Source organism: Streptomyces sp. NPDC030838 (genome assembly GCF_055572035.1).
Window position 1 is genome coordinate 244,480 of the sequence record NZ_JBVIED010000015.1, and the last position, 13,985, is coordinate 258,464.

Below are 13,985 nucleotides of genomic sequence, written 5' to 3' on the forward strand. Positions count from 1 at the left end.
GTGGAGCCCGAGGGCTTTAGAGATCGACTTCCTTCATCAGCATGCCGACCTCCGTGTTGGACAGCCGCCGCAGCCAGCCCGACTTCTGGTCGCCCAGGGTGATCGGGCCGAAGGCGGTGCGCACCAGCTTGTCGACCGGGAAGCCGGCCGCCGCGAGCATGCGCCGCACGATGTGCTTGCGACCCTCGTGCAGGGTCACCTCGACCAGGTAGTTCTTGCCGGTCTGCTCGACGACCCGGAAGTTGTCCGCGCGGGCGTAGCCGTCCTCCAGCTGGATGCCGTCCTTCAGCCGCTTGCCCAGGTCGCGCGGGATGGGGCCGACGATCGCGGCCAGGTAGGTCTTCTTCACCCCGTACTTGGGGTGGGTCAGCCGGTGCGCCAGCTCGCCGTGGTTGGTGAGCAGGATGACGCCCTCCGTCTCGGTGTCGAGACGGCCGACGTGGAACAGCCGGGTCTCCCGGTTGGTGACGTAGTCACCGAGGCACTGCCGCCCCTCCGGGTCCTCCATCGTCGACACGACTCCGGCCGGCTTGTTCAGCGAGAAGAACTGGTACGACTGGGTGGCCACGGTCAGCCCGTCCACCCGGATCTCGTCCTTCTCCGGGTCGACCCGCTTGCCCTGCTCGAGGACGATCTCGCCGTTCACCTCGACCCGCGCCTGCTCGATCAGCTCCTCGCAGGCCCGGCGGGAGCCGTAGCCCGCGCGGGCGAGCACCTTCTGCAGCCGCTCGCCCTCCTGCTCGGCGCCGGGGAAGGTCTTGGGCAGCTTGACGTCCTTCTTGCCCGCGTACCGCTCCCGGTTGCGCTCCTCGACCCGCGTCTCGTACTCACGCGAGCGCGCGGGGGCCGTACGGCCGCCCTGCTGCGGCTTCTTCGGCCCGCCCTTGGCGCCGCCGCGCGCGGCCCCGCCCCGCCCGGCCTTCGGGCCGTCCTTGGTGGCGCCGGGGCCCACGTCGTAGCGGCGCTCCTCGGGGCGGGGCTTGCGGGGGCGGCCCTGCCCCTGCTTCTGGTCCCTGTTGTTACCGGCACCGCGGTAGTTACCGCGCCCGCCGCTCTTGCCGCTGCCGCTGCTTCGCATCAAAGTTCCGTCGTCTTGTCGTCTGCGTCCTCGGAATCCGGAGCGTCCGGATCGAACGACGGTACGCCTTCCTGGGTCTCGGCCTCGATCGCCTCCGCCTCCGGGAGGAAGGGCGCGAGCTCCGGGAGCTCGTCCAGACCGCGCAGGCCCATCCGCTCCAGGAAGTAGTTCGTCGTCGTGTACAGGATCGCACCTGTTTCGGGTTCCGTGCCCGCCTCCTCGACCAGACCGCGCTGGAGGAGGGTGCGCATGACACCGTCGCAGTTGACCCCGCGTACGGCCGAGACCCGGCTGCGGCTGACCGGCTGGCGGTACGCGACCACGGCGAGCGTCTCCAGGGCGGCCTGGGTGAGCCGGGCCGTCTGCCCGTCCAGCACGAGGCGCTCGACGGCGGCCGCGTACTCGCCCCGGGTGTAGAACCGCCAGCCGCCCGCGACGAACCGCAGCTCGAAGCCGCGGCCCTGCACGGTGTACTCGTCGGCCAGCTCCCGCAGCGCGTCCGCGACCTGCCGTCGGGGCCGCTCCAGGATCTTCGCCAGGTGCTCCTCGCTCGCGGGCTCGTCCACGACCATCAGGACGGCCTCCAGGGCGGGCTTGAGCGGCAGATCGGCGACCGTCTCCTCGCTCACGGCTTCTCCTCCTCCTTCGGCGGCTCGGGCGGCCGGTCGAACTCGTCGGTGACCCTCGGGGTCTCGTCCCCGTCTCCGCCGGTCCAGCGCACCAGAAGCTCCCCGAGCGCCGTCTCCTGCTCCAGCGCCACGGCCTTCTCCCGGTACAGCTCCAGCAGCGCCAGGAAGCGCGCCACGACGGTGAGGGTGTCGCCGGTGTCCGCCACGAGCGCCCTGAAACTGGCCTCACCGAGTTCCCTGAGCCGCGCCACGACGATCCCGGCCTGCTCCTGCACGCTGACGAGCGGCGCGTGGATGTGGTCGACGTACACCTGCGGCTTGGGCTTCGGCTGCATCGCCTTGACCGCGAGCTTCGCGAACCCTTCCGCGCCGATGCTGATGACCACCTCGGGCAGCAGCTCGGCGTGCTGGGGTTCGAGGCCGACGGTACGCGGATAGCGGCGCGCCTCCGTATCCAGCCGCCCGCTGAAGATGTCCGCGATCTGCTTGTACGCGCGGTACTGCAGCAGCCGCGCGAACAGCAGGTCGCGTGCCTCCAGCAGCGCCAGGTCCGCCTCGTCCTCCACCTCGGCGGCCGGCAGCAGCCGGGCGGCCTTCAGGTCGAGCAGGGTGGCGGCGACGACCAGGAACTCGGTCGTCTGGTCCAGGTCCCAGTCCGGGCCCATCGCCCGGATGTGCGCCATGAACTCGTCGGTCACCTTCGACAGCGCGACCTCGGTGACGTCCAGCTTGTGCCTGGAGATCAGCTGGAGCAGCAGATCGAAGGGCCCCTCGAAGTTGGCGAGCCGCACCTTGAAGACACCGTCGGACGGCTCCGCCTCCCCGGCGGGAGCGTCCGGGACCTCGGGCTCGGCGGCGGCGGGCTCCTCCACGGGAACCTCTTCCGGAACCTCTTCCGGCTCCACGGACGCAGCCCCCGGCCCCCGCCCCAGCGCACGCCGACGCCCGGCACGGCCGGAGGCGGAAGCGTCGTTCGAGGTCATAGCCCCCGCAGGCTACCGCTACCGTCCCCGCAGCCGCCGTACGAGGATGCTGGCGTCCCCCCGGGTCTCCAGATCCGCGAGCACGACGGCCACCGCCTCACGCACGATCCGGCCCCGGTCGACGGCGAGCCCGTGCTCGCCGCGGAGCACGAGACGCGCGTGCTCCAGGTCCATCAGCTCCTCGGCGGAGACATACACGGTGATCTTCTCGTCGTGCCGCTCACGGCCGCTCGGCCGCCGCGTGGCCGCCCGTCCCCGCTTGCGGGGCGTGGCCGGGGCAGAACCTTCCTGCGCCGTCTGGCGCCGCGCGGAGCGCTCCGCGGCGGCCGCCCGGCTGCGGGACTCGCCCGCCTCGGCCGGCTCCGGCTCCGCGGCCACGTGCTCGGCGCCGTCGCCGTCGCCGCCCTGCGCTGGCACCGCCTGCGGGGCGTCGTCCGCGATCGCCGCGTCGCCCTCCCCGGCGGGCGCCGGCACCCGGGCCTCGCCGCCCGCCGGGCGCCGGGGAGTGGACGGCTGGAGTGCCATTCCCCCTGTCGTACGGAACAGTTCGTCGGCCCCCGGCAGACTCACTCGGCGTGACACCGGGCGAGCACCTCCCTGGCGAGCTGGCGGTAGGCGGCGGCACCGACGGAGTTCGAGGCGTACGTGGTGATCGGCTCACCGGCGACCGTGGTCTCCGGGAAGCGGACCGTGCGCCCGATGACCGTGTGGTAGACGTGGTCGTCGAACGCCTCCACGACCCGCGCGAGCACCTCACGGCTGTGCACGGTGCGCGAGTCGTACATCGTGGCGAGGATCCCGTCGAGCTCCAGCTCCGGGTTGAGCCGCTCCTGGACCTTCTCGATGGTCTCGGTCAGCAGCGCCACACCACGCAGGGCGAAGAACTCGCACTCCAGCGGCACGATCACCTTGTGAGCGGCCGTCAGCGCGTTGACCGTGAGCAGGCCGAGCGAGGGCTGACAGTCGATCACGATGTAGTCGTAGTCGGGCAGCAGGGGCTTGAGCGCGCGCTGCAGCGACGACTCGCGGGCGACCTCGGAGACCAGCTGGACCTCGGCCGCGGACAGGTCGATGTTGCTGGGCAGCAGGTCCATGTTGGGGACCGCGGTCTTCAGCAGCACCTCGTCGGCCGACAGGCCCCGCTCCATGAGCAGGTTGTAGACGGTGAGGTCCAGCTCCATGGGGTTGACGCCCAGACCGACCGACAGCGCGCCCTGCGGGTCGAAGTCCACGAGCAGCACCCGGCGTCCGTACTCCGCGAGCGCGGCACCCAGGTTGATGGTGGACGTCGTCTTGCCGACGCCGCCCTTCTGGTTGCACATCGCGATGATCGTCGCGGGCCCGTGATCGGTCAGCGGACCCGGGATCGGGAAGTACGGCAGCGGGCGTCCGGTCGGGCCGACGCGCTCACGGCGCTGACGGGCAGCGTCGGGCGCGAGCGTGGCCGCGTACTCGGGGTCGGGCTCGTACTCGGCGTCGGGGTCGTAGAAGTGCCCCTCGGGCAGTTCCTCGTAGTCGGCGAAGTGGTTGTGGGGCGCGCCACTTCCGTCGCCGGCCATGGCGTTCACGTGATGGCCATCCATGCTCTGGGGTGCTGTCTGAGCCATGTGGGGGCTGGCTTGGCTCTGGTGGGCTGCGAAGGTTCGGACAGCGACGGAGCCGACAGCCTCGAGCCCCGTGGGGCCCTGACCCCGCGTAGGCATTCCTGGTTGACCACCCCCGGGAGAAAATGTCGACTCATTCACAAGTCGTCTTACCTCCTTGGTGACCAGGAAACTTCTAGACAAGGTCAGCGTGGCACCATGCCGACGTTCGGCGACTCTATGGCGTGTCGGGCGTCCGCAGCAACACAATCCGCCGGACCCGGCCCGATGTGTCGGCAATGAAACATCCCGCTGTCAAGGGCGTACGGCCGTCGCACAGCAGGTTTCACCGGTGTGCGAATCAGTCAAAGGGATACGTTCGAGGCGAGTTGACCGAGAGTCGCAAAGTGACCATACACACATCCGGCCGGACCTTGTCGGGCAAGGTCCGGCCGGATGTTCACGGTTGACGACCCCTGTTGACGAATCGCCTTTTACGCAGAGATGACTTGAACCGGTCGGTCAGCGACGGTCAGCCGAGGAGCGACTCGAGCTCCACGTGCTCCAGGCCGTGCGCCTCTGCGACCTCCTTGTAAACCACCTTGCCGTCATGGGTGTTGAGACCCTTGGCGAGCGCGGCGTCGCGGCGCAGCGCCTCGACCCAGCCGTTGTTGGCCAGCGACACGATGTACGGCAGCGTGGCGTTGGTGAGGGCGTTGGTCGAGGTGTTCGGAACGGCGCCGGGCATGTTGGCGACGCAGTAGAAGATCGAGTTGTGGACCTTGAAGGTCGGCTCGGCGTGCGTGGTCGGACGGGAGTCCTCGAAGCAGCCGCCCTGGTCGATCGCGATGTCGACAAGGACACTTCCCGGCTTCATCCGGGAGACCAGCTCGTTGGTGACGAGCTTGGGGGCCTTGGCGCCCGGGATGAGGACGGCGCCGATGACGAGGTCGGCGTCGAGGACGGCCTTCTCCAGCTCGAAGGAGTTGGACATGATGGCCTTGACCTTCGTGCCGAAGATCCGGTCGGCCTCGCGCAGCTTGTTGATGTCGCGGTCCAGCAGGGTCACGTCGAAGCCCATGCCGACGGCGATCTGGGTGGCGTTCCAGCCGGAGACGCCACCGCCGATGACGACGGCCTTGGCCGGGGTGACGCCCGGGACACCGCCCGGCAGCACACCGCGGCCGCCGGCGGCGCGCATCAGGTGGTAGGCGCCGACCTGCGGGGCCAGGCGGCCCGCGACCTCGGACATCGGGGCGAGCAGCGGCAGGGCGCGGTTGGGCAGCTCGACCGTCTCGTAGGCGATGGCGGTGGTGCCGGACTCGACGAGCGCGTCCGTGCACTCCTTGGAGGCGGCCAGGTGCAGGTAGGTGAAGAGGGTCTGGTCCTTGCGGAGGCGGTGGTACTCCTCCGCGATCGGCTCCTTGACCTTCAGCAGCAGGTCGGCGGCGGCCCAGACCTCGTCGGCGGTGTCGAGGATCTCGGCACCGGCGGCGACGTACTCCTCGTCCGTGATCGAGGAGCCGACGCCGGCGCCGCGCTCGATGACGACCTGGTGGCCGTTGCGCACCAGCTCGTGCACGCCGGCGGGGGTGATGGCCACCCGGAACTCGTTGTTCTTGACCTCGCGGGGGATGCCGACCTTCACGTCGATCACGGTCCTTGGCTCAGAGGGGGTGTAGTACGTGCAAACCCGGATGTACACGGATGTACAGGGCACACCGGGAGACACCGCAGGAGAACGTGCGGCGAAGCCAGTCTAATGAAGGTGTTCCCGCTGTCTAGCCTTTCATTGCATCAATCTTCAGCGGGTGTACTGCGGATTTCGCAGGCGTTAGCCCCGTGTTCCGGCTGTGGATCTTCCGGATCGCCCTCCTGCTCGGTCTCCCGGTCCTCCTCCCCCAGCATGCGCTCGGCCGCGCTGCGGTGCAGTCCGGCCGCCACGGAGTCGCCGAGGTGGTCCAGCGTGTCGGCCAGCCTGAGGTGCAGGGCCGCCTGCAGCCGTACGTCCTCCGCGCGGCGCGCCCACTCCACCGCCTCCTGGCAGGTGCGCAGGCACTCCTCGGGCCGGCCGGCGTACTCCTGGACCCGCGCCAGCTCGCTCAACGCCCGCGCGTGCGCGGCGATATCGCCGAGCTTGCGGTACCCGGCGATGGCCGCCCGCCAGTTCCGGGCCGCCTCGCCGTAGCGACCCGCGTAGGTGTGGGCGGCGGCCATCCGACCGTAGAGCCGGGCGGCGTCCGCGCGCTCGTCGCGGGCCAGCCGCTGGGCCAGCGCCCGGCCGTACCAGTCGGCGGCCCGGTCGTAGTCGCCCAGCTCCTCGTGGGCACCGCCTACGGATTCCATCGCGCGGCCGGTCGCATACGGGTCGTTCGCCTCGCGTGCGGCGTCCAGCGCGGCCCGGTAGCGGACCAGCGCGTCGGCGGTCCGGCCGGTCTGGGCGTCCAGATCGGCCAGATTCAGCAGGGCGGCCGCCCGCTCCCGGGGCAGGCGCTGCCGCTCGGCCACGTCCAGGACGAGCTGGTGGATGCCGTACAGGTCGGGGGCCGCGGCCTGGGTGCCGTAGTGCACGACCAGCGCCCGCACCAGCTGGGACAGCAGCCGCCGGGCCAGGGTGTCCAGCTCCCCGTCGGCGACCGCCAGCCGGGCCGCGGCGAGCAGGGCGGGCCGGCGGATGTGCAGCCAGTCGGCCGCGGCCCGCGGGCTGGGGAAGCGCAGCGAGCGCGGCATGCCGAGCAGCTTGGCACGGGCCTGCGGGCTGTCCGTCTCGGTGATCGCCCGGCACGACTGGAGCAGCCGGACCGTCCGCTCCAGCATCCGGGCCCGGGCCAGCTGCAGCTCGGCCGGCCGGTCGTGGGTCTCGGTGAGGGCGCGCAGCAGGGGGTGCAGGGCGCCCGGCACCTCGTACTGGGGCAGCGGCGAGTCCACCGCCCGCAGCAGGCCGAGGGCGACGAAGTCGTCCAGGGTGGTGCGGGCGGCACTGACCGAGCAGCCGGCGAGCGCGGAGGCGGTGTGCGGGTCGACGTGTCCGGCCGGGGCGAGGGCGAGCAGTCGCAGTATCCGGGCGGCGGGGGCCGGCAGGGAGGCGTAGGCGAGCCGGAATACCCGGCTGAGCGGGGTGCCCGCGGTCTCCTCGTCGTCCTCGGCGCGCAGATGCTTGGCGAGGTCGGCGACGGCCGCCTTCGGGCGGGCGGCCAGCCAGCCGCCGGCCAGCACCAGCGCGGCGGGCTGGGCCTGGCACTCCTCGACCAGGTGCTCGGCGGCCCGCGGGTCGACGGTGATCCGCACCGAGCCGGTACACCGGGACAGCAGCTCCACCGCCGACTTGGTGTCCAGCCCGCCCAGGGTGCACGGACGGACATCCGCGATCCCCGTCAGCGGGCCCTGGGAGACGGCGACGACCAGACACTCCGGGTTGTCCGGAAGCAGCGCGTCGACCTGCTCGGCGTCGGCCGCGTCATCCAGCAGCAGTACGACACGACGGTCGGCCAGGGCCGCACGCAGCTCGGCCGCGAGATCGTCCCCGGCGGCTCCGGCGGGGGCCGACAGCTCCAGCCCGGCGAGCAGGTCCCGGGCGATGCGGTCGATCGGGACCGGAGTGCCGTCCGGTTCGCTCAGCCGGGCCCGCAGCACCCCGCCCGGGTAACGGTCGGCAACCTGCCGGGCCAGCTCCTCGGCGAGCGCGGTCCGGCCGGAACCGGGCCGCCCGGCGATCAGCAGCACCCGGGCACGCGGCGCCTTGCGGCCCGCCAGGGTGTCCAGCCCGGCGCGCTCGATGTCGGCGCGCAGCTCCTTCAACTCCCGCGTACGGCCCAGGAAAACGCTGCCCTGCGACGTGTGTCCCGACAGCTCCACGCCGCCCGCGTCCACCGCCTGATCCGTCACGGGCCACACTCCCGTCCCACCGCACGCGCACCGCCCGCCGGGACTCCGGTCCGGGCCTCTCGCCTGTTCTCCTGGCTCGCTCACCACCGGGGCGCACAGCCCGTGCCGCGCCCCTTCGGCTCACTCGCGACGAGCCTAGTTCACGCTCTGCAACGATCCGTGGGGAGCACGACGGTGACGTCCCTCAATCGGATCAGCCGATGGTCACACCGGCGGGGGCTCGCGTCCGCTTCCCGTGGTTGCCGGGAGTTCCGTCTGGGTCCCTTGCCTCAGCCGGGGCGGCTCCTCCGTCCGCTTGCGGCGCCTGGCGGGGGCTTCCCTCCGGTTCCCGTGCCTGGCAGGCGGTCTTCGGGCCGGGGCCCTGCCCACCGCGGCGGCTCTTCGGTTTCCGGTTTCCTGGCGGGCAGGGGGCTTCCGTCCGGGTTCCCCAGGCGGGGCGGCCATCCCCTCCGCCTTCCGCACCCAGCGGGGGTCTCCGGTCCCGCTTTCCGCGCCTGGCGGGGCCACACGTGCGGTTCCCGTGCCCGGCGGGGAATGATCTCGTCCCCACCCGCCATGGGGGGTCGGCCGGGCCCCGGGGCCGGCTCCGGCGCCGGGCTTTGGCCGGATTGCCTGTCCCGTGCCGCCAGGCACGGACATCGGACCGGGCAGCCGCCCCAGCTGAGGCAAGGGACCCGAACGGAACTCCCGATGACCAGAGGAACCGCACGCGAGCCCCCGCCAGGCACGGACATCGGACGGGGCAGTCGCCCCGGCTCGGGCAGGGAATCCAGAGACGCCCTCGCCGGACACCGGACGGGCCGCAGCCCTCCGCCAGGCACGGCGCCGCCGGACAGAGGTCCTCGGCTTGGCCGGAGCCGACCGGACCGGCCCCCGGGCACAGGCGCGTCCGGCGAAAGGGGCCCTACGGCCGACGCGGGATCAGTCTCCGGTCCGCGCGAAGATCAAAACGTGGGACCCGCACCAAGCGCCGGTTCGGCTACCGACACGATGCCCCAGGCCCGCGCTCAGGACTCGAACGGTCGTGCCGGCCACGGTGCCTCCGCCGGGCGGAGTGCGTCCAGGCCCGCACCGCCCCGCGCGGCGACCAGGGACAGGACGCCCACGACGAGGCAGTTGTTGTGCAGCTCGCCGGCCAGTACGCCGCGCACCAGGTCATCGACCGGGACCCGCTCCAGCTCCATGTCGGCCTCTTCGTGCTCGACCTCGAAGCGGTCGCCGTCCGCCTCGGAGAGGTTGCGGGCGAGGAAGATCCGGACGGCCTCGTCGCAGCCGCCGGGCGTGGTGTAGACGTCGGTGAGGACGCGCCAGTCCTCGGCCTTGACGTGCGCCTCCTCGTACAGCTCGCGCTGGGCCGCGTGCAGCGGGTTCTCGCCGGGGACGTCCAGCAGCCCGGCCGGGATCTCCCACAGCTTCTGGCGCACCGGGTGCCGGTACTGGCGCAGCACCAGCACGCGGTCGGCGTCGTCGAGGGCGAGGACGGCGACCGAGCCGGGGTGGACCTGGTAGTCGCGGCGGGCCACCGTGCCGTCGGGCATGACCACGTCGTCGGCGCGGACGGAGGTCTTATTGCCCACGAAGGGGGTCTCCGTGGCCCGGATCTCCCACTCCTCGGGGGTGTCCTTGATCGTCATGCCCTGTCCTTCCAGACGTGCAGAAAAAGACGTGCGGAAAAAAGCCGGGGCGCCTCCCTGAACAGGACGCACCCCGGCCACCGTACAACTGTCGTGTTACTTCTCCGGCTGCGCCGTCTTACGCTCGACCGCCGCCTTGACCAGGCCCGCGAACAGCGGGTGCGGGCGGGTCGGGCGGGAGCGCAGCTCCGGGTGCGCCTGGGTGGCGACCAGGTACGGGTGGACCTCGCGCGGGTACTCCACGTACTCGACCAGCTTGCCGTCCGGGGAGGTGCCGGAGAACTGGATGCCCGCCTTCTTCTCCAGCTCCGTGCGGTAGGCGTTGTTCACCTCGTACCGGTGACGGTGCCGCTCCTCGACGTACTCCTTGCCGTCGTACACCTCACGCACGATGGAGCCCTCGGCGAGCTTGGCCGGGTACATGCCCAGACGCATCGTTCCGCCCATGTCGCCCTCGCCGGCCACGATGTCCAGCTGCTCGGCCATGGTGGAGATGACCGGGTGGGCGGTGCCCGGGTCGAACTCGGTGGAGTTGGCGTCGGCGATGCCGGCCAGGTTGCGCGCGGCCTCGATCACGATGCACTGCAGGCCCAGGCAGAGGCCGAGCAGCGGGATCCGGTTCTCGCGGGCGTACTGGATGGCGCCGACCTTGCCGGAGACACCGCGGTCGCCGAACCCGCCGGGGATGCAGATCGCGTCCACGTCGGAGAGCTGCTCGGCGGCGCCCGCGGGGGTGCGGCAGTCGTCGGAGGTGACCCACTTGATCTTGACGCGGGTGCGGTTGGCGAAGCCGCCGGCGCGCAGCGCCTCGGTCACCGAGAGGTAGGCGTCGGGCAGGTCGATGTACTTGCCGACCAGCGCGAGGCTGATCTCGTGCGCCGGGTTGTGGACGCGGTCCAGCAGGTCGTCCCAGGTCGTCCAGTCCACGTCACGGAACGGCAGGTCGAGCTTGCGGACGGCGTAGGCGTCCAGGCCCTCGGCGTGCACGACCTTCGGGATGTCGTAGATCGAAGGCGCGTCGGGGCAGGCGACCACGGCGGCCTCGTCGACGTCGCACATCAGCGAGATCTTGCGCTTGATGGCGGTGGGCACCTCGCGGTCGCAGCGCAGCACGATCGCGTCCGGCTGGATGCCGATGTTGCGCAGGGCGGCGACGGAGTGCTGGGTCGGCTTGGTCTTCAGCTCGCCGGAGGGGCCGATGTAGGGCAGAAGGGAGATATGCACGACGAAGACGTTGTCCCGGCCGACCTCGTGGCGGACCTGGCGGACGGTCTCCAGGAACGGCAGCGACTCGATGTCGCCGACGGTGCCGCCGACCTCGGTGATGACGACGTCCACGTCCTCCGCGGCCATCCGGCGGATGCGGTGCTTGATCTCGTTGGTGATGTGCGGGATGACCTGGACGGTGTCGCCCAGGTACTCGCCGCGCCGCTCCTTGGCGATCACCGTGGAGTAGACCTGGCCGGTCGTGACATTGGCGGAGCCGTCGAGGTCGCGGTCAAGGAAACGCTCGTAGTGGCCGATGTCCAGGTCGGTCTCGGCACCGTCGTTGGTGACGAACACCTCACCGTGCTGGAAGGGGTTCATCGTGCCCGGGTCGACGTTGATGTACGGGTCGAGCTTCTGCATGACGACGCGCAGGCCCCGCGCCTTCAGCAGCATGCCGAGGCTGGAGGCGGTCAGGCCCTTGCCGAGCGAGGAGGCGACACCCCCGGTGACGAAGATGTGCTTGGTCGTCGTGGATTTGGGCGGCATGGCCAAAGGGGGGCTCCCGTGGTCTCGGTCTGGGGGTGCGGTGCGGCTGTCCATCCCGGCGGAACCGGGTTTTACTGGAGGAGCCGTCGCTGCGGTTCGGGGGTTCTACGCCCACCGGTCCACGGGCTACCAGGGTATCAGCGCCGCGGGCGGATGGCGTCCGGCGACGCTCTGCGCACGGCCCGCCACGGACGTGAACCGGACACCCCTGCCTCACCCCCTGGTCACCCGTTCGGCGCAAGTACGTTGCCCGGAGCGGGACACAGATCATCTACGTGCGTCGTATCCTGCTCGGACACTCGCTGCCGAGCCCGCCGGCCGAACGGCACCACCCCCGCCCGTAAGACACCGGAACAACGAGAGCTCGTCAGATCGTTGAGTGACGACTGTCGTCCGGTCTCAGGCGGCTCGGCGACGGTTTTGCTTCACAGCTCAACGACGCATTACAACGACCCCTTGACCGCACTAGCGAAAGCCCCGTCTGCTGGGGCTACGTGGCCGTTCGACTGGAGTTAGCACGTGGCCGGGCGCATCGAAGACTACGCACTCATCGGAGACATGCAGACCGCTGCCCTGGTCTGCCGGGACGGCACAGTCGACTGGCTGTGCCTGCCCCGCTTCGACTCGCACGCCATCTTCGCCGGTCTGCTGGGCACCGAGGAGCACGGCTTCTGGCGGATCGGCCCGGCGCACCCCGCCGACACCGAGCCGCCCGCCGCGGCCCGGCGCACCTACCGTGGCGACTCGCTGATCCTCGAGTCCGAGTGGGACACCCTGCGCGGCACGGTCCGGGTGATCGACTTCATGCCGCCGCGTGACGGCGCGCCCCAGCTGATCCGGATCGTGGAGGGCGTCTCCGGCCGGGTCCCGATGCGGTCGGCGCTGCGGATGCGGTTCTCCTACGGCCGGATCGTGCCGTGGGTGCACAAGCACGACGGCCGCACGGTGGCCGTGGCCGGCCCGGACTCGGTCTGGTACGACACCCATGTCGAGACCGAGGGCAAGGAGCTGACCACCTACTCGGACTTCACGGTCGCCCCCGGCGAGCGGATCGCGTTCACCATCTCGTGGCAGCCCTCGCACAAGGAGGCGCCGCCGCTGCCGGAGCCGGAGCAGTCGCTGGAGGCGACGGAGGAGTTCTGGCGGGAGTGGGTCGAGCACTGCACGTACCACGGCCCGTACCGGGAGCCGGTGATCCGCTCGCTGATCACCCTGAAGGCGCTGACGTACGCCCCCACGGGCGGCATCGTCGCCGCGCCGACGACCTCCCTCCCGGAGGACATCGGCGGCGTCCGCAACTGGGACTACCGCTACACCTGGCTGCGGGACGCGGCGATCACCCTGTCCTCGCTGCTGCGCACCGGCTACCGCGAGGAGGCCCGCTCCTGGCGCGAGTGGCTGCTGCGGGCGGTCGCGGGCGACCCGGAGAACCTGCAGATCATGTACGGCCTGGCGGGCGAGCGGGAGCTGGGCGAGGCCGAGCTGGACTGGCTGCCGGGCTATGAGAACTCCGCCCCGGTCCGGGTCGGCAACGGCGCCGCGCACCAGCTCCAGCTGGACGTGTACGGCGAGGTCACCGAGGCCCTGCACCTGGCGCACATGACCGGTCTGGCCCGCCACGACTACGCCTCCCTGCTCCAGCTGAAGCTGATCAGCTACCTGGAGAAGCACTGGCAGGAGCCGGACGAGGGCATCTGGGAGGTGCGCGGGCCGCGTCGGCACTTCGTGCACTCCAAGGTGATGGCGTGGGTCGCCGTCGACCGCACGATCAAGCTGATCGAGTCCGGCGACGCGGACGGCCCGCTGGAGCGCTGGAAGGAACTGCGCGACGACATCCACCGGGAGGTGTGCGAGAAGGGCTACGACAAGGAGCGCAACACCTTCACGCAGTCCTACGGCTCGAAGGAGCTGGACGCCTCCCTGCTGCTGATCCCGCAGGTGGGCTTCCTGCCCCCGGACGACAAGCGCGTCATCGGCACGGTGGAGGCGATCCAGCGGGAGCTGTCCACCCCGGACGGCTTCATCCTGCGCTATCCGACCAAGGGCGAGAACGAGGGCGTCGACGGCCTCCCCGGCGACGAGGGCGCGTTCCTCGCCTGCTCGTTCTGGATGGCCGACGACCTCGCGATGATCGGTCGCGTCGACGAGGCCCGCACGCTGTTCGAGAAGCTGCTGTCGCTCCGCAACGACCTCGGCCTGCTCGCCGAGGAGTGGGACCCGCGCCTGCAGCGCCAGGTCGGCAACTTCCCGCAGGCGTTCAGCCACGTGCCCCTGATCGACACGGCCCTGCGTCTGACGGCTTCGGGCGCGTACGGCGGCTGAGGACGCCGGGCACGCCTCGCCCGCTAGGGCCTGTCTTCCGGATCAGGCCGGCTGCGAGGAACGGTGCGTCTTGGCCGACCCGAGCGGGGTCTGGTGCGTGCAGCTGCAAGGCGGAG

10 protein-coding genes are annotated in these 13,985 nt (G+C 71.1%); 1 reads left to right on the top strand and 9 read right to left on the bottom strand.

Annotation, left to right across the window (positions count from 1 at the left end; genetic code table 11):
* Positions 1–16: 16 nt before the first annotated feature.
* The 9 genes from ACZ42A_RS32030 to ACZ42A_RS32070 form a co-directional block, all read right to left on the bottom strand.
* Positions 17–1,078, bottom strand: coding sequence for a pseudouridine synthase (locus ACZ42A_RS32030; protein ID WP_468530797.1), 1,062 nt, complete (start codon positions 1,076–1,078; stop codon positions 17–19).
* On the bottom strand, positions 1,078–1,650 hold the full coding sequence (gene scpB / locus ACZ42A_RS32035) for an SMC-Scp complex subunit ScpB (protein WP_468530812.1): 573 nt from the start codon (positions 1,648–1,650) through the stop codon (positions 1,078–1,080). The genes ACZ42A_RS32030 and scpB overlap by 1 nt, the downstream gene beginning before the upstream one ends.
* A gap of 53 nt (positions 1,651–1,703) precedes the next feature.
* A complete protein-coding gene (locus ACZ42A_RS32040; protein WP_468530798.1) occupies positions 1,704–2,690 on the bottom strand; it encodes a segregation and condensation protein A in 987 nt (328 codons plus the stop codon).
* 18 nt (positions 2,691–2,708) lie between these two features.
* Positions 2,709–3,272 carry a hypothetical protein gene (locus ACZ42A_RS32045; RefSeq protein ID WP_468530799.1) on the bottom strand — a complete coding sequence of 188 codons (564 nt, stop codon included), beginning with the start codon at positions 3,270–3,272 and terminating at the stop codon, positions 2,709–2,711.
* Positions 3,257–4,393 (bottom strand): ParA family protein, encoded by a 1,137-nt coding sequence (locus ACZ42A_RS32050; protein ID WP_468530800.1) that lies wholly within the window; start codon positions 4,391–4,393, stop codon positions 3,257–3,259. Before ACZ42A_RS32050 ends, ACZ42A_RS32045 begins: the two co-directional genes overlap by 16 nt.
* A 412-nt stretch (positions 4,394–4,805) precedes the next feature.
* A complete protein-coding gene (gene ald / locus ACZ42A_RS32055; RefSeq protein WP_468530801.1) occupies positions 4,806–5,930 on the bottom strand; it encodes an alanine dehydrogenase in 1,125 nt (374 codons plus the stop codon).
* 140 nt (positions 5,931–6,070) lie between these two features.
* Positions 6,071–8,158: a tetratricopeptide repeat protein gene (locus ACZ42A_RS32060; protein WP_468530802.1), complete on the bottom strand. Its 2,088-nt coding sequence runs from the start codon at positions 8,156–8,158 to the stop codon at positions 6,071–6,073.
* Positions 8,159–9,165: 1,007 nt separating this feature from the next.
* Entirely contained in the window at positions 9,166–9,792 is a 627-nt protein-coding gene (locus ACZ42A_RS32065; RefSeq protein ID WP_468530803.1) for an NUDIX domain-containing protein, read from the bottom strand.
* 96 nt (positions 9,793–9,888) lie between these two features.
* On the bottom strand, positions 9,889–11,547 hold the full coding sequence (locus ACZ42A_RS32070; RefSeq protein WP_468530804.1) for a CTP synthase: 1,659 nt from the start codon (positions 11,545–11,547) through the stop codon (positions 9,889–9,891).
* A gap of 519 nt (positions 11,548–12,066) precedes the next feature.
* On the opposite strand from ACZ42A_RS32070, the gene ACZ42A_RS32075 reads away from it, so the two are divergent.
* Positions 12,067–13,869: a glycoside hydrolase family 15 protein gene (locus ACZ42A_RS32075; protein ID WP_468530805.1), complete on the top strand. Its 1,803-nt coding sequence runs from the start codon at positions 12,067–12,069 to the stop codon at positions 13,867–13,869.
* Positions 13,870–13,985: the final 116 nt, after the last annotated feature.

Excerpts from the sequence above, each read along its gene's own strand:
- ACZ42A_RS32050 (WP_468530800.1), bottom strand. The coding sequence starts at position 4,393 with ATGCCTACGCGGGGTCAGGGCCCCACGGGGCTCGAGGCTGTCGGCTCC.
- ACZ42A_RS32065 (WP_468530803.1), bottom strand. The coding sequence starts at position 9,792 with ATGACGATCAAGGACACCCCCGAGGAGTGGGAGATCCGGGCCACGGAG.
- ACZ42A_RS32070 (WP_468530804.1), bottom strand. The coding sequence starts at position 11,547 with ATGCCGCCCAAATCCACGACGACCAAGCACATCTTCGTCACCGGGGGT.
- scpB (WP_468530812.1), bottom strand. The coding sequence starts at position 1,650 with ATGGTCGTGGACGAGCCCGCGAGCGAGGAGCACCTGGCGAAGATCCTG.
- ACZ42A_RS32030 (WP_468530797.1), bottom strand. The coding sequence starts at position 1,078 with ATGCGAAGCAGCGGCAGCGGCAAGAGCGGCGGGCGCGGTAACTACCGC.
- ACZ42A_RS32040 (WP_468530798.1), bottom strand. The coding sequence starts at position 2,690 with ATGACCTCGAACGACGCTTCCGCCTCCGGCCGTGCCGGGCGTCGGCGT.